This is a genomic window from Gordonia sp. 852002-50395_SCH5434458, assembly GCF_001665905.1.
In the GTDB taxonomy this organism is placed as follows: domain Bacteria; phylum Actinomycetota; class Actinomycetes; order Mycobacteriales; family Mycobacteriaceae; genus Gordonia; species Gordonia jacobaea.
In genome coordinates this window covers 97,591-119,327 of record NZ_LZTC01000018.1, presented here as the reverse complement: position 1 = coordinate 119,327, position 21,737 = coordinate 97,591, and the positions used below count along the sequence as shown (strand labels likewise).

The window sequence follows — 21,737 nt, the reverse complement described above, 5'->3', positions numbered from 1 at the left end:
GCCGGGGCCGCAGAATTCGCCATAGCCAATTCTCTCAAACCACGAACCATAAACTAATTAACGACACGCGACACTAGTGGTGTGGGCGCTCGCCACCACTACCCCTACTACCGTTGCGCAACAACAACTCTCACCGAATCCGTATGCCGATGGCTCCTTCTTCGAACTCGTCGCCTTCCGTGCCGAACACCTGGTGCTGTTCAGAAGCGAAGTCATCTTCATCCTGCCGATGTCCATCGCGCTGTTCCTCGCGGGAGCGGCACTACTGCGCGCGGGTGTGCTCGAACCGCACGGTGCCGCGCTCCGGAGTCGACTGATGGTCGCAGGCGCGATCGCGTTGCCACTCGACTTTGCGGCAGGCCTCTTCGGAGGCGATGCCGGGCTCGTCCTCGGCCGCTACGGATTTGCCCCGATCGTTGCGTTCGGCATCCTGGCATGGGTGGCACAGTTCTACGTCGACGGACGTGCACCCGGTGCTATTGGTCGTGCACTCGCTCCCGTAGGACGCACCGCCCTGACGTGTTACGTCCTGCAGAACGCGCTCGCAGGCGCGGTCTGCTACGGATGGGGACTCGGCCTTGCGGCCGAACTCGACTCCACCACGGTTGTCCCGGTCACCGTGATGCTGTTCCTCGTGATCGCCGGACTACTGATGGTGGGATCGCGCCTGTGGCTGGCACATCACGAGCGCGGGCCGCTCGAATGGATGTGGCACCGCGGGTATGACGTTCTCAGTGGTGCTACGCGCGAACGGGTGCGCAACTGAATCACCAAATGTGGTGGGGCGGGCGGGGCTCGAACCCGCGACCTACGGATTATGAGTCCGCGGCTCTAACCAACTGAGCTACCGCCCCGTTCGGGCACGTGCCCGGTGGCAGATTACCGCACGGCCTCCTCGCCGAGGCTCGCGCGGGTCGTCTCCGTCGCCCTGCCGCCGATACCCGACGGGGTTCTCTCCCCTACTTCCTGCGGGCGCCGCGGAGCCGAGGAGCCGCGCCGCGCGACGTCGAGCCGCGGTCCCGGGGCGCAGAAACTAGGGGAAGCGTTCTTTCCGCGGGTCTCTTCGATTTCCCCGCACAACTTCCAGGGAAACGGTCAGCAACTGCGGGAAGAGTCCTTTCCCCTACTTTCTGCGAGCCCCCGGACCCGAGCAGCCGCCCAACCCCGAGCGCCGAACCGCCCGCCCGGTGACCCGACCCACATTCGCGCAACCACGAGTGAAACCTCGCGTCAACTGGCCGACCGGTCAGGTGTCGCCCCATACTTTCGGTAGGCCATCGAGCCGAGAATCCCGGTCGCTTCGCTGTCGCAGCGCCACCGTCGCCCACTATCCGAGCCCGAGGAGGCGAGCCGATGAGTGCAGACCACATCTGGGGACGCCCGCGCCCCACGCCCGACCGCTGCGAAGGCACCCACACGTACTCCGGTGGCTGCCGATACAACTCCGAGGACCCGCACCGGCCGATGTTCCCCGAGGAACTGCGACCCGGCGGCAGGCTCAACGCCGCCTGACCACCGTCATCCGACGTCGACGACAGGGTCGACGGCCTGCTCGAGCAGACTGCGTCGATACGCCTCCAACGCCACGAGATCGCCGAATACCGCGTGATAGCCGTCGGGATCATCGCCCGGGGCCATGCGTCGCAGGCGTGACTTGATGTCGGCGATCTGCGCGCCGACCCAGACCTCCTGCAGTCGGGCGAGCACACTGCCGATGTAGCGCGAGATGTTCTGCTCGCTGACCGGCATCGGTTCGACGGCGAGTTCGGTCACCATCGGCCCGACCACGGGGTTGTCGACCTCGTGGTTGACGGCGTCGATCCACTCGGTGCCGCCCATCCCCGACGACGTGCCGCCCAACGCCGACATCGCATTTCGGACGACGGTGTACGCGGGTTCGGTGAAGCACTCCTCGGGCAGCGAATCGAAGACGGTGCCCGCGATGGCCGGGTATTGCAGTGCGGCCTTGAGCGCCTCGCGTTGCGGCCACAGGCGGGGGTCATCCGGGTTGGGTCGCCCGGGTCCCGGCGCCTTCTCCGCTTCGGGCCGATCACGACGCATCTGTCGTCCACGCCCGGATGCCGACGCACGTCCGTTCACCCGGGCGACCCGCGCGCCCTCCTCACGGACTCGCGCGAGCACCTGCCCGACTTCTTCCCAGCCAACCCAACCCGCGAGCTGACGTGCGTACTCGTCGCGCAGCGCCACGTCTTTGATCCGGGCCACCACCGGCACCGTGTCGCGGAGGGCGTGAACGCGACCCTCCGCGGTGTTCAGATCGAACCCGGCCAGAAGTGCCTTGATCGCGAACTCGAACATCGGCACCCGACGCGCGATCAGATCACGGACTGCGGCGTCTCCCCTGTTCTGCCGCAACTCGCACGGGTCCATCCCCTCCGGCGCGATGGCGACGAAGGTCTGGCCGGCGATGGACTGCTCGCCTTCAAACGCCTTGAGCGCCGCGGCTTTTCCGGCCGCGTCGCCGTCGAAGGTGTAGATCACCTCACCGCGAAAGTACGAGTCGTCCATCATCAGTCGACGGATCAGCGCCAGGTGATCCTCACCGAACGCGGTGCCACACGACGCGACCGCCGTCGTCACCCCTGACAGATGCATCGCCATCACGTCGGTATATCCCTCGACCACGACGACCTGGTGACTCTTGGCGATGTTCTTCTTGGCGTGATCGAGTCCGAACAACACCTGAGACTTCTTGTACAGCATGGTCTCTGGCGTGTTCATGTATTTGCCGAGGTTGTCGTCGTCGAACAGCTTGCGCGCGCCGAAACCGATGATGTCTCCGCCGAGATTGCGGATCGGCCACAGCAGACGGCGGTGGAATCTGTCGATGGGACCCTTGCGTCCCTGCTTGGACAGGCCGGCCGCCTCCAGTTCGGCGAACTCGAAGCCCTGCGCCAACAACGCCTTGGTCATCGTGTCCCAGCCTGCGGGTGCGTACCCGCAACCGAAGGTCGACGCCGCAGCGGCGTCGAAGTTCCGTTCGGTGAGGTAGTCGCGCGCGATCTGGGCGTCGGGGGTTCGCAACTGCTCGGCGTAGTACTTCTGCGCGGCGGCGTTGGCGGCCACCAGGCGTGCACGGGTTCCGCGATCTCGTGCGACCGATGTCCCGCCACCCTCGTAGTGGATCTGATACCCGAGCCGGTCGGCGAGCTGCTCGACGGCCTCGACAAAGCTGACGTGCTCCTGCTTCTGCAAGAAGCTGTAGACGTCGCCACCCTCGCCGCAGCCGAAGCAGTGGAAGTGACCGTGATGCGGACGGACGTGGAACGACGGCGTCTTCTCGTCGTGGAAGGGACACAACCCTTTGAGCCGGTCCGCACCTGCCGGACGCAACGCGACGTAGTCGCCGATGATCTCCTCGATGCGTGTCTGTTCACGGATTGCCGTGATGTCACGATCGGGAATTCGGCCTGCCACGTCCCCAGTGTAGTGACCTCGGCGGTTCGGTCGTCCGCTACATCCACAAGCACGCGGACCGGCGCCAACCCGCCCGGCTTGCGACGACGGATCGGCTACGGTCGAGACCGGGGGGGCACGAGTCGTCGCACCGAGGAGTACCTATGGCTACACCGTCGTTGTCCACAGCAGAGCAGGCCCGACTCACCAGCGGCAAGAACTTCTGGCAGACCAAGTCCGAAGGCGGCCTGCCGTCGATCGCGATGACCGACGGCCCGAACGGACTGCGTAAACAAGAGGGCTCGTCGGACGCCCTCGGGTTGTCGGAGAGCGTTCCCGCGACCTGCTTCCCGCCCGCTGTCGGACTCTCCCAGACCTGGAACCCCGACCTCGCCGCCCGCATCGGCAAAGCCATCGGCACCGAGGCACTCGCCCGCCAGGTCTCGGTCGTTCTCGGCCCCGGTATCAACCTCAAACGCTCCCCACTCGGCGGCCGCAACTTCGAGTACTACTCCGAGGATCCTGTTCTCTCGGCAGCATTCGGCGAAGCGTGGGTACGCGGCGTGCAGAGCGTCGACGTGGGTGCGTCGCTCAAGCACTTCGCGGCCAACAACCAGGAGACCGATCGCATGCGGGTGAGCGCCGCGATCGACGAGCGCACACTGCACGAGCTGTACCTTCGAGCGTTCGGCCACATCGTCCGCACCGCCCGACCGTGGACGGTGATGTGCTCGTACAACCGCATCAACGGCGTCCACGCGAGTGAGAGCCGCGAACTGCTCACCGACATCCTGCGAGACACATGGGGGTTCGACGGCGTGGTGGTCAGCGACTGGGGCGCAGTTGTCGACCGTGTCCGCTCGGTGGCCGCCGGACTCGACCTGATGATGCCGTTCGGGGGCGACGAACTCGACGACGACGTGGCGGCTGCCGTGGACGACGGCCGCCTCGACCCGCAGGCACTGCAGGAGTCTGCCGACCGGATGATCGCGCTCGTCGAACGAGCAGCACCGCACATCCGTTCGGAGAACGGCACATTCGACGTCGACGCCCATCACGCGCTGGCACGCGAGGCCGCTGCCCAGGCAATCGTGTTGTTGCGCAACGACGACAACCTCCTCCCCTTCGACACCTCCGAATCGCTGGCCGTCATCGGCACGATGGCCGCGCAACCGCGTTATCAGGGCGGCGGGTCGTCGAAGGTCAACGCCACCAAGGTCGACATCCCGCTCGACGAGATCAAGAGCCATGCGGGCTCGGAAGTCGTCTACGCCGCCGGCTACACCACCGACGACAACGATTCCCAGAACCGCAGCGACCTCATTTCCGATGCCGTCGCCGCGGCGCGATCGGCCACCAACGTCGTGCTGTTCCTCGGGCTCGCCGAGCACCAGGAGTCAGAGGGATTCGACAGGACCACCATCGACCTTCCCGCCGATCAACTCGAACTCGCCGAGGCGGTTCTGGCCGCGAATCCCCGTACGGCCGTTGTGCTCTCACGCGGCGGAGTGCTCCGCGTCGCGCCGCTTCTCGCTCCCGCGATCCTCGACGGTGCGCTTCTCGGCCAGGCAGGCGGAGGCGCCATCGCCGACGTTCTGTTCGGTAGCGTCAATCCGTCCGGGCGACTGTCGGAGACCATCCCGCTGCGCCACGAAGACAACCCGAGCTACCTGAACTTTCCTGGCGAATTCCAGCACGTCACCTACGGCGAGGGACTGTTCATCGGCTACCGCTGGTACGACGCACGCAAGATGAACCTCTCCTATCCGTTCGGACATGGCTTGTCCTACACCGACTTCGACTACCGCAACCTATCGGTCACCGAGACCGCCGACGGCCTGGCCGTCGAGGTCACCATCGCGAACGTCGGTAGCGTCGACGGACGCGAGGTCGTGCAGGTCTATTCTGGCATCGAGACCTCGTCCGTCTCGCGACCGGTGCGCGAACTGAAGGCCTTCGCCAGCGTTGACGTCAAGGCCGGCGAAGAGCAGCGCGTCACCATCAGCGTGCCGCGGGATGTGTTGGCGTACTGGGATGTTCGCGTCCACGATTTCGTCGTCGAAGGCGCGACGTATCGGATCGACGTCGGAGCGTCGAGTCGCGATATCCGCCTGCACGCCGATGTCGAGGTCAAGGGAGACGAGATCACCATCCCACTGACCACCAATTCGACCATCGCCGAGGTGGTTTCGGTCCCCAGCGGCAAGGATGCGTTGACCGACCTGGTCAAGAGCTCCTTCCCCGACGTCACCGAGGCCGACGGACCGGGACTGCTGGCCATGATCGGCTCGGTTCCTGTCGACAGACTGCCCGAATTCACCACGGGCGCGGTCACCAAGAGGGCGCTGGCCGAGAAGCTCGACGCCGTCAACGTCGACGCCGGAAACTCATCCGCCGAGTAGTCGCCGATCGACGGCTACGCGCCACCTGCCGCTGAGGCATCCGCCGCACGGGCAGGAGCTTCGGACGGCGCCCCTGTCGTCGCACCCTCAGTCGTCGCGCCTTCAGTCGTCCCGCCCTCAGTCGTCGCGCCCTCGGAGCCGGCCGACCCCTCCGTTCCGTTCGACACGGTCGGACTGCTCGGCACAGCGGGTTCGGTGGGCACAGCGGGTTCGGTCGGCACCGGTGACGCGGGCGGCGACTCCACGACGCTCGATTCGGTTGCAGGCCCGGATGTTCCAGAGCTGTCCGAGGATTCGGGCGTGCTCGAGGATTCGGTCGTGGCAGCGGATTCGGTCGTGTCAGCGGATTCGGGGGCAGTCGCTCGCGGTTCGGACGTGGCTGCGGCTCTCGACAGACCCGTGGTCGTGCGTGCCGCCGCAGTCGCGGCGCCAGAGTCCGCCGCGTCGGCCGCCGTGGCGGAAGGCGTTTGGGCTGCGACGTCGGAGGCGCTCTGCGGATGGTCGTAAGCGCTGTCGACGATCTTTTTGAGCGGATCGTTGAGCGCGTCTGCGACAAACCCGAGTCCGATGAATCGCAGCGGCTGCAGCAGCGGGAGGTCGTGGGACGGAATCATCACGTAGGTGGTGTTGCCGTCGGTCCACCTGACATTGTTCGGATCGTCGGGATCGGCGTCCACATAGGCGAACGGGTGGACGTACAACATGCCTGCGATGGCATTCGCGTAGGCGATGAGGTTGAAGTGCGTCGGCCAATCCGCCCACCCGTCGTACTGCCGCCACAACTCGGTGACCTGGTAGCCGGTGTCAGTTGGTGTCTTCGGCAACCAGGGCGGGCTGTAGGTGTTCTCCGGGTTGCCAACGAGCAGAAACGACGTCGTCGACGGCGGCGCGTACGAGGATGCGTTCTGGCTCAGGTTGCGCAGCCAGAATGCCGCGACCTGGCCGCCCTGTGAGTACCCGAGAACCACGACGTTCTTGTCGCCGTCGCTACGAAACGCAGCGTCGAGCGCGAAGGCGCCGATCGAGATCGGACCAACCTCGCCGAGGACTCCCCGCAGATGCGACGGGTCAAGCGCTGCCGGAGTCCAGATCTTCGTGCAGTTCGGTTCAGCTTTCAGACACGCTCCCCGCAACAGCGTTTTCATCACGGGAAAAAGGTTGTAGTCGAGTGGTTCGAGCGTGTAAATCGATGTGTCCGACGACGGGGCCGGCAGTACCGCCGCAGTCGCCCGCGGACTACCACTGAACAACGCGAGACTGACCATGCTGCAGGCGAAGAATGCAATGATTCCAGTGTTGCTCAATCGACTCCGGAGGCGGGCCATCCGCGTCATTCCTTTCGACAGCCCCCGGAGGTCTCCCAAAACAAACTGTACGCATAGATAGCGAACCAGACGCGCGTTAATCCGAATTGGAATTGCCTTTTACGTCAATAAATTCACTGAACCCAGATACCGTAAGAATCCGCTTGTACAAACCGCGGCGAATCACAATGCACACGCAACTAGTCGATACATTCTGAAACCCTGGCGTATCCCGATTCTGGGTCGCATCCGAGTCCTGCGCGCTCCCGGGTGCCGGTGCACGCCAAGGCCCGGCCAGTCTGAACCTCAGCCGAGGTGCGCCTGGGCTCCGGAGTTCTGCTTGTCCATGCGCTCGAGGCGCCCCTCGGTCATCGACGCGATCTGATCGACGATGACGCGCAATCGCGCGGCGTCGGTCTCGGCGGCCTGCCAGGTCGGGACGAAGATCGGATCGAGTCCGCCAGGAGCCGCGGCCATCAACCATCCCGCGACTCGGTGGATACGCTCGCGTTGGCGGGCCTGGTGCGACTTGTGGCGTTCGTTGGAGAAGATGAATCGCAGCGCCAAGGTCTTGAGGATCGCGACCTCGGCGGCGATCAGCGGCGGCACCGTCAGATCGGCGTCGTAGCGAGCGATCGAGCGCCCACCGACCTGTTCGCGGGTACCCGTGATGGCGGCGGACGCAAACCTGCCGATAAGTTCGCTCGTGAGTCTCTTGAGTCGCACCGATGCGTCGAGACTGCCGTCGAACACCCCTACTACACGCACGATGTCCATTTGCGAGAGCCTGCCCGCGGCGTCGATCAGCGGTTCCGGTTCCAGCTCGGGAAACTCCGCGACACCTATCTCCGCCAGCGTGCGTTGATCGTCAGGGTCGCCGAGTGACCGGAGATCGATACGGTTGGCGATGACCCCGTCTTCAAGGTCGTGCACCGAGTATGCGACGTCGTCCGACCAGTCCATGACCTGTGCTTCGATGCACTGCCGATCGCCCGGCGCACCCTTGCGAACCCACGCGAGGGTGTCAGCGTCGTCGTCGTAGGCACCGAACTTGCGGGCCGGTGGCCGGCGCAGCCACGGGTACTTGAGCGTGGCGTCCAGCGACGCGCGGGTCAGGTTCAGGCCCGCGGAAGCACCGTCGGCGTCGAGCAGTTTCGGTTCGAGTCGAGTCAGGATGCGCAGGTTCTGCGCGTTGCCCTCGAACCCGCCGATGTCGACGGCAACCTCGTCGAGCGCTCGTTCGCCGTTGTGTCCGTACGGCGGATGCCCGATGTCGTGAGCGAGACCGGCGAGTTCGACGAGATCGGGCTCGCAGCCGAGACCGATCGCGATGCCGCGTCCGATCTGTCCCACCTCGAGCGAATGCGTGAGGCGGGTGCGCGGAGTATCACCCTCGCGTGGTCCGACGACCTGGGTCTTGTCCGCAAGCCGACGCAATGCGGCCGAATGGAGTACGCGCGCACGGTCGCGCGCGTACTCACTGCGGTGATCTGTCCTGGTACCGGGCAGGCTGGCTGTCTTCGCGCCCTCACGAACGATGCGCTCGACAGCCTCCTCGCCGTACTCAGCAGTCGGAGGTATACCGGTCAGGCCAGAGAGCGGGGTACTAGTCAAGCACCCAGCCCCGACCGACCGCGAAGTCGGTGACGCGCTGACGGATGGCGACGATCTGCTTGGCAGTCAGGTCACCGGAGGCGTCGAGGAGCAGTTCGGTGATCTCCTCGGTGAATGCCGCTGCATCGAGTGACCCGCCGCCTCCACGGGGACGTCGACGGTCGGCTCCGTGCGAGCGGTCGGAACCGTGCGACCGACCGTGGTGGTCGTGTGAATCACGACGATGTGGGCGCCCCGATCCCGACTCGTCGGCGGGCGCTTCTTCGGTGACCGCGACGTTGACCGCCTTGGCTCCGCGGTCGGTTTCCTCGATGTCGAACGAGACCTTGGCGCCCGGCTTCAGCGAATCCTCGTCGATATCGATGTCATTGATGTGCAAGAACACATCGGCACCGCCGGACTCCGGAGCCAAGAATCCGAATCCTCTGTTCGTGTCGTAATGAACAACTTTCCCGCTGACCGCCACGACTCCACTCACTCTCCTCGCCGCCCGGTCGGACCCCGTGTCCGACCGCGCACGGCAACTCTTCTCAATTGTGACAGACCACCGCAGGTCAGGCCTACCCAACGACCGACTGGCGAACCGCAGACGTCACGCCCCGAGCAGTTTGCTCCCCAGATATTCGACGACGCGGTCGAGCGCGATCCGCTCCTGGCTCATCGTGTCGCGTTCGCGAATCGTCACGGCCTGGTCGTCGAGGGTGTCGAAATCGACCGTCACACAGAACGGCGTTCCGACCTCGTCCTGCCTGCGGTAACGCTTTCCGATCCCCTGGGCGTCGTCGAAGTCGACGTTCCAGTACTTGCGCAGTTCCGCGGCGAGGTCCTTGGCCTTCGGCGACAGCTTCTCGTTGCGCGAGAGCGGAAGCACCGCCACCTTCACCGGAGCGAGTCGACGATCGAGGCGGAGCACAGTACGAGTATCGGTGCCGCCCTTGGCATTCGGCACCTCTTCCTCGGTCAGCGCGTCACACAGGAACGCCATCACCGAACGCGTCAGACCGGCGGCGGGCTCGATCACGTAGGGGGTGTACCGCTCGCCCGTCGCCTGGTCGAAGAAGGACAGGTCTTCACCCGAATGCTTGGCGTGGGTGGACAGATCGAAGTCGGTGCGATTGGCAACGCCTTCGAGTTCGCCCCACGGGTTACCCGAGAAGCCGAACTTGTACTCGACGTCGACGGTGCGCTTGGAATAGTGCGACAGCTTTTCCTTGGGATGGTCGTAGAGCCGCAGGTTCTCCGGATTGATACCGAGATCGGTGTACCAGGCGAAGCGTTGATCGATCCAGTACTGGTGCCATTCCTCGTCTTCACCCGGCTTGACGAAGAATTCCATCTCCATTTGCTCGAACTCGCGAGTACGGAAGATGAAGTTGCCGGGGGTGATCTCGTTACGGAAGCTCTTGCCGATCTGTGCGATGCCGAACGGCGGCTTCTTGCGCGAGGTCGTCATGACGTTCTTGAAGTTGACGAAGATTCCCTGAGCGGTCTCCGGACGGAGGTAGTGCAGCCCCTCCTCGTCGTCGACCGGCCCCAGGTAGGTCTTCATCAATCCGCTGAACGCACGCGGCTCGGTCCAGTTGCCCGGCTGACCCGTCTCCGGGTCGTTGATGTCGGCAAGCCCGTTCTCCGGAGGATGTCCGTGCTTGAGTTCGTACGCCTCGATCAGGTGGTCGGCGCGGTAGCGCTTGTGGGTGTACAGCGATTCGACGAGCGGATCGGTGAAGACCTCGACGTGGCCACTGGCTTCCCACACGGGCCGCGGGAGGATGACGGACGAATCGAGTCCGACGACGTCGTCGCGACTGGTGACCATGCTCCGCCACCACTGCCGCTTGATGTTCTCCTTGAGCTCCACTCCGAGCGGCCCGTAATCCCACGCCGACCGTGTTCCGCCGTAGATCTCGCCGCTCGGGTACACAAGACCCCGACGCTTGGCGAGGTTGACGACGGCTTCGACTTTGGCAGGGGCAGCATTCGACGGGCGGGAGGCCACAGGGATCTTTCTCCACGGACGTTGGGACAGGTCACAAACTTTTCGCCGGCACGCTGGCCGGCAACCCTTACAGCCTAGCCGTCCGCTGACGACGCCTGACCAGCGCCGTGGAGCATCCTCCGGTCCGAGCAGCGCGACCAGTGGGGCGTCGACCACAAATGACAACCACTTCCCTTAAGATGGAGAGATGGGAACTCGCGGCCAGTGTTCAGACGGCCTCGGCTCGCGCGGCGTCGGTGCCCGCGACGTCGCTGCGCGTGAGGCTGCCAGCGACCTGCTCCGGGCACTCGCATCGCCCATGCGGATCGCCATCGTGTTGGCACTGCAGGAAGACGCCCGCTGCGTGCACGAACTGGTGGGCTCGCTCGGCGTGAGCCAGCCATTGGTCAGCCAACACCTGCGAGTTTTGAAGGACGCCGGCGTCGTGAGCGGCGAACGCAATGGCCGCGAGATCATGTACTCGCTGATCGACGACCACCTCGCACACATCGTCACCGACGCCCTCACACACGCAACCGAGCCTCGTCCGACGCCGCAGACACGTGACCCCGACGCGCCCGCCACGAACACCACGGCCGCAGCGACAACACAGCGATCGACCGCGCACAGCGACGAAACGAAACGATGAGCAGCACCGACACGACTAACAACGCCGCGACCACCGACACCACGGGCCGCGAGCGTCCCGTCACCGGAATCCGTTCCACGCGACAACGCGCGGCAATCGCCGACGCACTGTCGGAGGGCGACGACTTCCGCTCGGCACAGGAGCTTCACGAGCAACTCAAAGCCCGTGGCGAATCGATCGGTTTGACCACCGTCTACCGCAACCTGCAGGCGCTGAGCCAGGCCGGACAGATCGACGCACTCTGGGACGGTTCGGGCGAGATGCGTTACCGCAACTGTTCGTCGGTGCATCACCACCACCTGGTGTGCCGGGTGTGCGGCACGACGGTCGAGGTGCAGGCAGATCCGGTGGAGCGCTGGGCGTCGAAGATCGCGGCAGAACACGGCTTCAGCGACATCCACCACACCGTCGAGGTGTTCGGGGTGTGTGCCGACTGCCGCGCCGCGCGCTGACTTGAGTCGGCGCGAGTATGTTCGGCGGGGTTCAGCTCGCGTCGACGAGCTTACGGGCGATGTCGTCGCCGCCGGACAGTACGATGTGCAGCACCGTCAGCAATGGGATGTCGGTGAGGCCGTCGGCCGGAAATGTGTAGTACTGCAACACATCTGTGGTCACGCCGGTCAGATCGGAGCGTCGTAGGTTACCGAAGCTCAGCGTCGCGTCGAGTTCTTCGACGTCGGAACGGAGCGCGTCGGTGTTGGGAAGGTTGAGCGCGAGCAACTGTGTCACCGAGACCACCTGAAGGTCGTCGGCCAGCGAGATGACACGAACCGACGCCCGCGTCGAGCCGACAGCGACGACCACTGATTCGGCGTCGACGTCGGTGACGTCGCCGATCTCGGTCAGGAGCGTGGCCACCCTTTCGAGTAGAACCTGTTGCGCGGCAGAGGAATTCGGGCTCGACTCATTGCTCACCGACGACTCACGCTCACTCCGTCGTCATCACGCCGCCGAAGCGGCGGTCGCGTGATGCGTACTCGACACACGCTGCCCACAGGTCGCGGCGATCGAAGTCGGGAAACAGCTTCTCCTGATAGACCATCTCGGCGTATGCCGACTGCCAGAGCAGGAAGTTCGAGATGCGCTGCTCCCCCGACGGACGCAGGAACAGGTCGACATCGGGCATGTCCGGCTCGTCGAGATACTTTGCGAACGACGCCTCGGTGATCCGCTCGGGATCGAGCTCGCCCGCCGCGGCGCGTCGAGCGATCTCCTTTGCCGCGTCGGCGATTTCGGCCCGCCCACCATAGTTCACACACATGGTGAGGGTCATGACCGTGTTGTCCTTGGTCAGTTCCTCCGCGACCTCGAGTTCTTTGATCACGCTGCGCCACAGGCGTGGTCGGCGTCCGGCCCAGCGCACGCGCACGCCCATCTCGTTCATCTCATCGCGACGGCGACGGATCACGTCGCGGTTGAAGCCCATCAGGAACCGGACCTCGTCGGGGCTGCGAGACCAGTTCTCCGTCGAGAACGCGTACGCCGAGAGCCACGTGACGCCCATCTCGATGCAGCCACAGACGGTGTCCATGAGCACCGCCTCGCCACGCTTGTGCCCCTCGGTGCGTGGCAGCCCGCGCTCGGTGGCCCACCGGCCGTTGCCGTCCATCACGAGCGCGACGTGGCGAGGGATCAGTTCGGTGGGCAATGCGGGTGGTGTGGCGCCGCTCGGATGCGGGTCGGGTGGACGAACCGCGCGTCGTTCCTGTGCTGCGGCTTGCTTTGCCCGTTCATCCCGAGCCGCGGACCGCGACCGTAGCGCCATCGCCGGCTCCTCTCACATTCGGTGAAACCAGACTATGAGGGGTTGCGCGTTCGATGAGCGGCAGGGTGCGCAATTGGCGCTCGAGATGCCATTGCAGATGCGCGGCGACCAATTCGCTGGCTTGACGTCGTAGCGACTCGGTCGCGTCCGTGGTGTGCTCCCACTGCCCTCGGTACAGCGAGTCCATGAGGTCGAGGACTCCGGGCGACGGGGTCGCGGCTCCCGGCGGACGACAGTGCAGGCATACCGCACCGCCGGCAGCGACGTGGAACGCCCGATGCGGGCCAGGCGAAGCGCAGCGTGCACAGACATCCAAGGCGGGCATCCAGCCGGCACAGTGCATCGCCCTGAGCAGGAAGGCGTCGAGGATCAGCCCGCCCGGGCGCCGATCAGCTGCCAGCGCCTCGAGGGCACCGACGGTGAGCCGGTGCAACTGTGGGGCGGGAGCACGTTCCTCACCGGCAAGGCGTTCCGCGGTCTCGAGGACGGCGCACGCCGTGGTGTAGCGGGCGTAGTCGGCGACGATCGCATCGGCGAACGCGTGGATCGAATGAACCTGTGTGACGACGTCGAGGTTGCGTCCCGGATAGAGGTGGATGTCGACGTGAGCGAACGGTTCCAGCCGAGCACCGAACTTCGACCTCGTCCGACGCACACCCTTGGCGACCGCACGCACCAATCCGTGCTCCGCGGTCAGCAATGTGATGATGCGGTCGGCCTCGCCGAGCTTGTGCTGACGCAGCACAACCGCTTCATCCTGGTAGAACCTCACCCTGCCATTGTTCCATCGGGCACCGACATGGTCCGTCGAGACATGCCGCTAACCGCTGCCACTTCCGGAGTCGTCCGGTTCGCGCTCGTGGGCACCGACGTGAGTACCGGTCGACGCCTCGCGCTTGCGCACGCTGGCGCCCGCGACCCCGGCCACATGCTGTGGTGCCGGCGTGGTGATCGTCGGGAGACTGCCGCTACCGCCGTCGAAGATCTTGGCCATCCGCGGCGAGAGCCGCATGCCACCGGGGAAGCGATGCCAGCCCTTGTGGTCGTAGTACTTGGTTCCCACCCAGCCCAGCAGTCCGCCCACGATGAGCCCGACGATCGTCTGGATCACGGCACGGCCGAGGCCCGCATCCCAGTCGGCATCGAAGTACAGGATCGACCGAATCCCGAGGTACACCAGATGCATCGGCTCGAACGACGCGATCCAGGCGAACAATCGCGGGCTGGCCTCCAACGGCACGGTGCCGCCCGACGACGGCAGGCCGAGAATCACGAAGAACACCAGATTCAGGATCAGACCCGGGTTTCCGAAGACGGCCATCGCCGACGCCGCCGACACACCGACGGCGAAGATCACCAACACCGAATACGTCCACAACACAAACGCATTCGGTAACGAGGTCCCCACCGCCGTACACACCCCGACATACAGCGCCGACTGGATGAACGCGATCAGCAACATGATCGTCCACTTGGCGGCGAGAGTTCCCCAGCGCGAGATCGGCAGTCGCAGACGCAGTTGGTAGAACGGGCCGAACTCGATGGGCGTCTGGCCGAGCGCGGCGTCAACCACGATGCTCACCATCATCGCACCGGTGAAGCCGGCGAGAATCAACAGAAGTGTGTAGTAGAAGGCCGACAAGCCGTTCCCGGAGCCCTCGGGCAGCGGATTGGGTTCGACGGTCCGCACGTCCACCGGCTGCGAGAGAGCAAGCTGAGCCGCACCACTGAATGGCACGTTGGCCTTCGCGAGTTGTTCACTCACCGACTGCGTGAGTTGGTCACCCACCTGCTTGTTGACCTGCGTCGACACGCGTTCGGAGAACTGTGTCGTGATGGCTGAGGCGAACGTTCCCGAGCCACGATTGATGTAGATGTCGATCGGCAGCTTCTCGGGCTTGGCCTGCAGCACCGCCGATTGGCCAAGTGCCACAGCCCGATTGGTGAAGTTCGGGCTGATGATCACGACGCCGTAGACCTTGCCCGTGTTCAACTCGTTCAGCGCGGTGGTGCGGTCGGTCTTGTGCACCGCGATCCCACTCTTCGCCGCCTCGTCGATGATGCCCTTGGCGATCTGGTCGCCGTAGTTCTGCTTGTCCGTCCCGCCGTCGGCGTTGGGAACCTCGCCACCGTTGTCCTGGTTGGCCAATGCGATCGGGAAGTCGTGCAGATTGCGTTCCGGATCGGCGATAGCGCCCATGTACAACGCCGCCATGAACGACATGATGACGACGACGAGCAACACCGGTAGGACCCAGAACTTGGGCGCACCCAGCACCTCTGAGATCGTGCTGACCGCCTGCTCCTCGTGCGGGTATCCGTCAGCGCCGGTCTGCGCGGACCCACTCTCGTCGGTGAGAGTCTCCGTGCTGTGACCGTCGTTGTCGTGACTGTCGTGATCGTGACCGTCTTGATCGTGACCGTCTTGCGTCGAATCGACCGCGTCGGCTGGTGCCGATTCGTCCGATCCCTCGTGCTTGCCCACCGTCGTACCTCCTGAAGAGATCGGCCGTCAGAAGCCCATTCGTCCCAGCTGTTTGGGGTCTCGCTGCCAGTCCTTTGCCACTTTCACGTGCAGATCCAGGTAGACCTTCACGCCGAGCAGGTTCTCGATCTGCGCCCGAGCAGTGGTACCCACCTGCTTGAGACGCGAACCCTTGTGTCCGATGATGATGCCCTTCTGACTGTCGCGCTCCACGTAGAGAATCGCGTGGACGTCGACCATCGGTGCCTGATCGGGGCGTCGGTCCTCGCGCGGGATGACCTCCTCGATCACGACCGCCAGCGAATGCGGCAACTCGTCGTGCACACCCTCGAGCGCGGCCTCGCGGATGAACTCCGCCATCAGGACCTGCTCGGGTTCGTCGGTCAGCTCGCCGTCGGGGTAGAACGCGGGGCCCGGTTCCATCAGCGAGACGAGGACGTCTGTGAGTACGTCGAGCTGCGCGCCGCTGGTCGCCGACACCGGAACCACCTCGGACTCGCTGCCGAGCAGGTTGCTCAGTGCGAGCAGTTGGGCCGCGACCTTGTCGGTTGTGACACGGTCGATCTTTGTCACGACGCCGAGAACCGTCGTCTTGGGTGCCATCTGTCGCACCTGCGACACGATCCACCGGTCACCGGGACCGATCGCCTCGTCGGCCGGGATGCAGATCCCGATGACATCGACCTCTGAGTAGGTGTCGCGGACGAGATCGTTGAGTCGTTGCCCGAGGAGTGTGCGCGGTCGGTGCAGACCGGGGGTGTCGACGATGATCAGCTGAGCGTCCGGCCGGTTCACGATTCCACGAATGGTGTGCCGTGTGGTCTGAGGACGATTCGACGTGATCGCGATCTTCTCGCCGACGAGGGCGTTCGTGAGCGTCGACTTTCCCGTGTTGGGCCTGCCGACGAAACAGACGAATCCTGAGCGGAACTCGTCGCTCATGAGTCGACGCGATCGACGACGGCGCCGCTTCCGTCGGCGACGATCAGAGGCGCCGACGGGCTGATCTCGTGCAGGGTCGCCAGGCCGGGATCGTCGGCCCGGCCGCCGACGACGACGGCTGCCTCGAACTCGCCTGCACCGCTGCCGAGCGCTGTCGCGAGCGCGACCTGAAGACCCGTCAACCGCAGCGAGCGCGTCTCGACGTCTGCCCCGGCGTAGGTACGCCCGTCACCGTCGCGAACTGCCGCCCCCGATGCGGTCTCCGCGCGGGCGCGCGCTCCCCGGGCGAGCACGACGAGTTTGTTGTCCTCGTCGTCGAGTGTCTGGGTCACCTGTGATCCTTGCCGTTGCGTGCGTGAACCGACGTGCCGCGGTCCGAGCCGTTCCGCTCAGAGTATTCCCCATCGGTGTCGGTGTCGGCGTCACGCACTCGGCGCAGCGCGCCCGCGTCGGAATCCGCGCGGGCGTCACCGCGTCGTCGATCACGCCGTACATCGTCGTCATCCCGCGACGTGGCGTCTGCGTCGTCATCATCGGCAGATTCCAACTTGGTCACCAACACAGTGGTGATACGTTGGCGCCCTTGCTGATTGGGGCCTCCCTCTGCGACAAGCCGCAGTCCGTGCGATTCGACGTCTGCACCTGGCAGCGGCACGCGGCCCAACTCCAGCCCGACGAGTCCACCGACGGTTTCCACCTCGTCGTCGTCGATCTCGATGTCGAAGAGTTCGCCGAGATCCTCGACGGGCAGCCGTGCCGACACCCGAACGCGGCCATCACCCAGATCCTCGATCGGAGCGACCTCGTCGGTGTCGTACTCGTCGGTGATCTCACCCACGATCTCCTCGAGTACGTCCTCGATGGTGACCAGGCCTGCGATGCCCCCGTACTCGTCGACAAGGAGCGCCATGTGGTTGCGGGTGCGCTGCATGTCGGCGAGGACCTTGTCCAGTGGCTTCGAGTCGGGCATGAACTCGGCCGGACGCATGAGATCTCGCACCCGGATGACTGTGATCGGTTCTCCCGCATTCAACGTCGACGCGAGATCTTTGAGGTAGACGACGCCGAGCACGTCGTCGGGATTCTCACCGATCACGGGTATGCGCGAATGCCCGGACCGCAGTGCCAGATTCAGCGCCTGCGCGACGGTCTTGTCGTCTTCGATCCAGATCATCTCGGTGCGCGGGACCATCACCTCGCGGGCGTTGGTGTCTCCGAGGTCGAACACGGATTGGATCATCCGGCGCTCATCTGCCGCGACCACACCGCTTGCCTCCGCGAGGTCGACGACCTCCCGCAACTCGACCTCGGTGGCGAACGGGCCGTTGCGGTAACCGCGTCCGGGGGTCAACGCGTTGCCGATGAGGATGAGAAGTCGGGTGACCGGTGTCAGCAGCACACCGAGGGCCTGCAGGAACACCGCCGAGGCCAGCGCGACGCTGTAGGCGTGTTGCCTGCCCAGCGTGCGAGGCCCGACCCCCGCCGCGATGTAGGAGAGCACGGTCATGCCCGCGATCGTGACGACGAGCCCCCAGCCGACCCCGAGCGCATCGACGGCCGCGACAGCGGCGAGTGCGACCGCTGCGGTCTCGCAGGCGACGCGAAGGAACACGGCGAGCCCGACGTAGGTGGCGCGCGCATCCAACACCGACACGAGCCTGCGCGCACCGGCACGCTGCTCTTTGACCATGTCTTCGACACGAGCGATCGACACCGTCGACACCGCGGTGTCGACCGCGGCGAACACGCCTGCGAAAGCGAGCAGTACCAGAGCGACGATGAGGAACCAGATGTCTTGCGACAAGGTCACGTGTCCTTGGCCGGGGTCTGACCCGAGTCGGGGGCGTCGGGAGCCGCGTCGACCGACGCGACGTCGGAGAAGCCGATGTTGGTCAACAGCTTGGTGTCACGATCGGACTGTCGCTGCACCTGCGCGACGCGGTGACGTTCGGCGTAGAACTCTTCGAGGATGCTGTTCTGCAGCCCGAACATCTCCTTTTCCTCCTCCGGCTCGGCGTGGTCGTAGCCGAGGAGGTGCAGGACACCGTGGATCGTGAGCATCGCGAGTTCATGGTCGAAGGAGCGTCGTGCCTCCTTGGCTTGACGCTTCGCGAATGCGGGGCAGATCACGATGTCCCCGAGGATCGCCGGACCGGGTTCCGCGGCGTCGGGGCGGCCGCCGGGTACGAGTTCGTCCATCGGGAAGCTCATGACGTCGGTCGGGCCGGGCAGGTCCATCCACTGGACGTGCATGTCGGCCATCGTGTCCTCGTCGACGAGAAGCAGCGAGAGCTCGGCTGCCGGATTGACATCCATCGCCCCCACGGCGAACCGCGCGGCGCCGATGATCAGTTCCGCCGGGGCCTCGACGCCCGACTCGTTGGCGAGTTCGATACTCATGAGCGTCGTCCCTGTCCCGCGGCGCGTCGAGCCGCACGATTGCCACCCTGGGCCCCGGCGTCACGCAACCGACCCGACGAACGGTGTGCCTCGTCGTCGCGACCGTATGCATCGACGATGTCGGCCACCAGGCGATGACGCACGACATCGGAGCTGTTCAGATGCGAGAAGTGGATGTCGTCGATGCCCTCGAGAATGCGCGTCGCGGCGTTGAGGCCGCTCTGCGCTCCGCCGGGCAGGTCGACCTGCGTGACGTCGCCGGTGACGACGACCTTCGACCCGAACCCGAGACGGGTCAGGAACATCTTCATCTGCTCGCTGGTCGTGTTCTGCGCCTCGTCGAGAATGATGAAGGCGTCGTTCAACGTGCGCCCACGCATGTACGCCAGCGGCGCGACCTCGATGACGCCCGCCGCCATGAGCTTCGGTATCGACTCCGGGTCGATCATGTCGTGCAGAGCGTCGTACAGCGGCCGCAGGTACGGGTCGATCTTCTCGCTGAGCGTTCCCGGAAGGAAGCCGAGCCGCTCCCCTGCCTCGACTGCCGGGCGCGTGAGGATGATGCGGTTGACCGCTTTGCCCTGCAGCGCCTGGACCGCCTTGGCCATCGCGAGGTACGTCTTGCCGGTTCCCGCTGGTCCGAGCCCGAACACAATGGTGTTGTTGTCGATGGCGTCGACGTACTTCTTCTGGTTGAGCGTCTTGGGCCGGATCGTCTTTCCGCGGCGGGAGATGATGTCGAGCGACAGCACCTCTGCCGGCGACTCCGACGACCCTTCGCTCAACATCGACACGCTGTGCCGCACGAGATCAGGGGTGAGCGGAGTTCCGCGTCCCACCAGGTCGACCAGTTCGGCCACAACTCTTTCCGACGCCGCGACGTCGGCCTGCTGACCGCTGAGCGTCACCTGGTTGCCGCGAACATGGATATCGGCGGGGAGCAGCTTCTCGAGGGTGCGCAGGTTGATGTCACTTGCCCCGAGCAGGCCAAAGACCACCTCGGGAGAGATTTCCACGTTGGAGGTGACCACAGGTCTGCCCCCTGATGTTCCGCTGCTCGGCGCGTTCACGTCGGGGGTGCCGTCACTCACGTATGCAATCACTCCTGGTGTCTGGGGCTTTGGGCTCTATGCGTGCACTCGGATTCGGATCGAATCCGTGTCCGATACGAGTCTATCGCGCCACAACGGCCGATCAGCAGGCAATATTCCGGGCACCGTGGTGCCACGCCACACCGCCCCCGGCACTCAGATCCCGAGAACGCGCAGTGTCTGCCGGTTACACACGCTTCGCGGATCGACGAAGGCATCGTGCCCCTCGTCGGGCACCACGATGAGCTCCGCGGATTGCCCTCGCGCACAGACTGTTTCGACGTAATGCCTGCTGACGTCGACGGGGATCGCGGTGTCGAGGGTGCCGTGAATGGCGACGACGTGTGCGTCGAACGGCTCCTGTTCGATCGGCGACGCCTGCCGGTAGCGCTCTGGCATGGCGTCGTACGGGCCTCCCATCAACCCCTCGACGGAGGGTCGCGCGGCACGACCGGCACCCACGAGATCCAGTGCCGATGCCTGCGCGACGACCGTGGTGATGGACGTCGACGCTGTCTTCGCTCCGAGCTGCGCCACCGACCAGAGCGCGAGTTGCCCACCTGCGGAGTGTCCGACGACGGCCACGTCGGTCCAGTCGACGCACGCCCGCAGGTCGGGTTCGAGTGCGTCGGGAATCTCGGTATCGAGCGCCTCGATCGCGGAGCGGACGTCGGTTCCCGTCGCGGGCCACCCGGCACCCGCTTCACCGATACGTCGATACTCGACGTTCCACACCAGGGCGCCCCGCTCGGCGTACTGCCGCGCGATCGCCGATTCGATGGTCAGGCTGAACTCGGTTGTCCAGTAGCCGCCGTGCACGAGCACTACCGGGCGCATCCGGTCCGGACGGTCGTCGGCGCTTGCGACGTGGTAGAGGTGACCGAACTGCGACGGCTCGGGTCCGTACGCGATCTTCGTGCGGTGTACCGCGCACCGCTTCACCGCTCCCACCTATCGGTGAGAACGCCGATCGCTCCGAGCGCGACGGCGGCGGCGGCCGACGTCCGCAGTACCTCGGGACCCAGGACCACCGAGGTCGCCCCCAGCGCCGTCAGATCGGCGATCTCGGCGTCGTCGAGTCCACCTTCCGGCCCCACCACGAGGGCGATCTCGGAGGCACCTGCCAGCGGTAGCGACCGCAGCGGCACTGCGCCGTCCTCGTGCAGCACCGCGACCACACCACCGTCTGCGGCGACGCCCGCGCAGATCGCGCGCACATCCATCGTCGTCGCGAGGTCGCCGATGTCGGGGATCCACGGGCGTCGACTCTGCTTTGCCGCCGCGGACGCCGCAGCCTTCCACTTCGCAATTCCCTTGTCCGCCTTGCCAGTCCATCGCGCGACGCACCGCGCGGACTGCCAGGGCACGATGCGATCCGCACCCGCCTCCGTCGCAAGGTCGACGGCGAGCTCCGAACGCTCGGCTTTCGGAAGCGCCTGGATGACCGTGACGGTCGGGCGCGGACGGTCGATGAAGGTGTATCCGTGAGCGCGCGCGACGAGCGTGTCCTTCGAGCGGATCGCCTCGACTGCGCAGTCGGCGACAGAACCCCGGCCATCACCGACGAGAAGTTGCTCGCCGACTCCGAGGCGGGTGACGGTCACGGCGTGCCGCCCCTCGCTACCGGCGAGCACGACCTCACCGCCCACGCGAGGCACCTCGTCGACCCAGAACAGCGGAGGACTCACCGACG

Annotated in this window: 20 protein-coding genes, 1 tRNA gene and 1 pseudogene; 5 read left to right on the top strand and 17 right to left on the bottom strand. The window is 65.4% G+C overall.

Annotated elements, in window-relative coordinates; all coding sequences use genetic code 11:
- Nucleotides 1-70: 70 nt before the first annotated feature.
- Nucleotides 71-766: pseudogene (locus tag A5785_RS03985) on the top strand (DUF418 domain-containing protein); the annotation flags it as partial.
- Between the two features lie 11 nt (nucleotides 767-777).
- Here the strand turns inward: A5785_RS03985 and A5785_RS03980 are convergent.
- Nucleotides 778-854: transfer RNA gene (locus A5785_RS03980), tRNA-Ile, on the bottom strand.
- 499 nt (nucleotides 855-1,353) lie between these two features.
- On the opposite strand from A5785_RS03980, the gene A5785_RS23445 reads away from it, so the two are divergent.
- A complete protein-coding gene (locus tag A5785_RS23445) occupies nucleotides 1,354-1,512 on the top strand; it encodes a hypothetical protein (RefSeq protein ID WP_197494609.1) in 159 nt (52 codons plus the stop codon).
- A 6-nt stretch (nucleotides 1,513-1,518) separates the two neighbouring features.
- Here the strand turns inward: A5785_RS23445 and dnaG are convergent, their stop codons facing one another.
- Nucleotides 1,519-3,438 (bottom strand): DNA primase, encoded by a 1,920-nt coding sequence (dnaG, locus tag A5785_RS03975; RefSeq protein WP_049698325.1) that lies wholly within the window; start codon nucleotides 3,436-3,438, stop codon nucleotides 1,519-1,521.
- 143 nt (nucleotides 3,439-3,581) lie between these two features.
- Here dnaG and A5785_RS03970 point away from each other — a divergent pair, with 143 nt between their 5' ends.
- Nucleotides 3,582-5,819: a glycoside hydrolase family 3 C-terminal domain-containing protein gene (locus A5785_RS03970; protein ID WP_064864660.1), complete on the top strand. Its 2,238-nt coding sequence runs from the start codon at nucleotides 3,582-3,584 to the stop codon at nucleotides 5,817-5,819.
- A 14-nt stretch (nucleotides 5,820-5,833) separates the two neighbouring features.
- On the opposite strand, the gene A5785_RS23440 is transcribed toward A5785_RS03970, so the two are convergent.
- From A5785_RS23440 to A5785_RS03950, 4 genes are all read right to left on the bottom strand, one after another.
- Nucleotides 5,834-7,123 carry a PE-PPE domain-containing protein gene (locus A5785_RS23440; RefSeq protein ID WP_231894320.1) on the bottom strand — a complete coding sequence of 430 codons (1,290 nt, stop codon included), beginning with the start codon at nucleotides 7,121-7,123 and terminating at the stop codon, nucleotides 5,834-5,836.
- 306 nt (nucleotides 7,124-7,429) lie between these two features.
- Nucleotides 7,430-8,737: a deoxyguanosinetriphosphate triphosphohydrolase gene (locus tag A5785_RS03960; RefSeq protein ID WP_064864656.1), complete on the bottom strand. Its 1,308-nt coding sequence runs from the start codon at nucleotides 8,735-8,737 to the stop codon at nucleotides 7,430-7,432.
- A complete protein-coding gene (locus tag A5785_RS03955) occupies nucleotides 8,730-9,203 on the bottom strand; it encodes a cold-shock protein (RefSeq protein WP_064864654.1) in 474 nt (157 codons plus the stop codon). Before A5785_RS03955 ends, A5785_RS03960 begins: the two co-directional genes overlap by 8 nt.
- A 126-nt stretch (nucleotides 9,204-9,329) precedes the next feature.
- Entirely contained in the window at nucleotides 9,330-10,733 is a 1,404-nt protein-coding gene (locus A5785_RS03950) for a glycine--tRNA ligase (RefSeq protein WP_005206493.1), read from the bottom strand.
- 187 nt (nucleotides 10,734-10,920) lie between these two features.
- Here A5785_RS03950 and A5785_RS03945 point away from each other — a divergent pair, with 187 nt between their 5' ends.
- Together A5785_RS03945 and A5785_RS03940 are read left to right on the top strand one after the other, a co-directional pair.
- Entirely contained in the window at nucleotides 10,921-11,361 is a 441-nt protein-coding gene (locus A5785_RS03945; protein WP_064864652.1) for an ArsR/SmtB family transcription factor, read from the top strand.
- Nucleotides 11,358-11,813, top strand: a complete 456-nt coding sequence (locus A5785_RS03940; protein ID WP_064864650.1) for a Fur family transcriptional regulator — start codon at nucleotides 11,358-11,360, stop codon at nucleotides 11,811-11,813. The genes A5785_RS03945 and A5785_RS03940 overlap by 4 nt, the downstream gene beginning before the upstream one ends.
- Nucleotides 11,814-11,844: 31 nt before the next feature.
- On the opposite strand, the gene A5785_RS03935 is transcribed toward A5785_RS03940, so the two are convergent.
- The 11 genes from A5785_RS03935 to A5785_RS03885 all read right to left on the bottom strand — a co-directional run bounded on the left by A5785_RS03935 (nucleotide 11,845) and on the right by A5785_RS03885 (nucleotide 21,732).
- Nucleotides 11,845-12,276, bottom strand: coding sequence for a hypothetical protein (locus tag A5785_RS03935; protein ID WP_064864648.1), 432 nt, complete (start codon nucleotides 12,274-12,276; stop codon nucleotides 11,845-11,847).
- Between the two features lie 13 nt (nucleotides 12,277-12,289).
- The gene (locus A5785_RS03930; RefSeq protein WP_064864646.1) at nucleotides 12,290-13,126 is read right to left on the bottom strand and encodes an isoprenyl transferase; all 837 of its coding nucleotides are present in this window, start codon (nucleotides 13,124-13,126) and stop codon (nucleotides 12,290-12,292) included.
- Nucleotides 13,092-13,898 carry a DNA repair protein RecO gene (recO, locus tag A5785_RS03925; protein WP_064864644.1) on the bottom strand — a complete coding sequence of 269 codons (807 nt, stop codon included), beginning with the start codon at nucleotides 13,896-13,898 and terminating at the stop codon, nucleotides 13,092-13,094. The genes A5785_RS03930 and recO overlap by 35 nt, the downstream gene beginning before the upstream one ends.
- Before the next feature lie 48 nt (nucleotides 13,899-13,946).
- Nucleotides 13,947-15,611: a YhgE/Pip domain-containing protein gene (locus A5785_RS03920; protein ID WP_064864642.1), complete on the bottom strand. Its 1,665-nt coding sequence runs from the start codon at nucleotides 15,609-15,611 to the stop codon at nucleotides 13,947-13,949.
- Nucleotides 15,612-15,638: 27 nt separating this feature from the next.
- Nucleotides 15,639-16,553, bottom strand: a complete 915-nt coding sequence (gene era / locus A5785_RS03915) for a GTPase Era (RefSeq protein ID WP_064864640.1) — start codon at nucleotides 16,551-16,553, stop codon at nucleotides 15,639-15,641.
- Complete coding sequence (locus A5785_RS03910; RefSeq protein WP_064864638.1) at nucleotides 16,550-16,885, bottom strand: hypothetical protein; 336 nt, start codon at nucleotides 16,883-16,885, stop codon at nucleotides 16,550-16,552. Before A5785_RS03910 ends, era begins: the two co-directional genes overlap by 4 nt.
- Nucleotides 16,882-18,357: a hemolysin family protein gene (locus tag A5785_RS03905; RefSeq protein WP_197494614.1), complete on the bottom strand. Its 1,476-nt coding sequence runs from the start codon at nucleotides 18,355-18,357 to the stop codon at nucleotides 16,882-16,884. The genes A5785_RS03910 and A5785_RS03905 overlap by 4 nt, the downstream gene beginning before the upstream one ends.
- Nucleotides 18,358-18,359: 2 nt before the next feature.
- Nucleotides 18,360-18,953, bottom strand: a complete 594-nt coding sequence (gene ybeY, locus A5785_RS03900; RefSeq protein ID WP_049698337.1) for an rRNA maturation RNase YbeY — start codon at nucleotides 18,951-18,953, stop codon at nucleotides 18,360-18,362.
- Nucleotides 18,950-20,044 carry a PhoH family protein gene (locus tag A5785_RS03895; protein ID WP_049698603.1) on the bottom strand — a complete coding sequence of 365 codons (1,095 nt, stop codon included), beginning with the start codon at nucleotides 20,042-20,044 and terminating at the stop codon, nucleotides 18,950-18,952. The genes ybeY and A5785_RS03895 overlap by 4 nt, the downstream gene beginning before the upstream one ends.
- Nucleotides 20,045-20,200: 156 nt before the next feature.
- A complete protein-coding gene (locus A5785_RS03890) occupies nucleotides 20,201-20,995 on the bottom strand; it encodes an alpha/beta hydrolase family protein (RefSeq protein WP_156525526.1) in 795 nt (264 codons plus the stop codon).
- Nucleotides 20,983-21,732 (bottom strand): 16S rRNA (uracil(1498)-N(3))-methyltransferase, encoded by a 750-nt coding sequence (locus tag A5785_RS03885; protein WP_049698338.1) that lies wholly within the window; start codon nucleotides 21,730-21,732, stop codon nucleotides 20,983-20,985. The genes A5785_RS03890 and A5785_RS03885 overlap by 13 nt, the downstream gene beginning before the upstream one ends.
- Nucleotides 21,733-21,737: the final 5 nt, after the last annotated feature.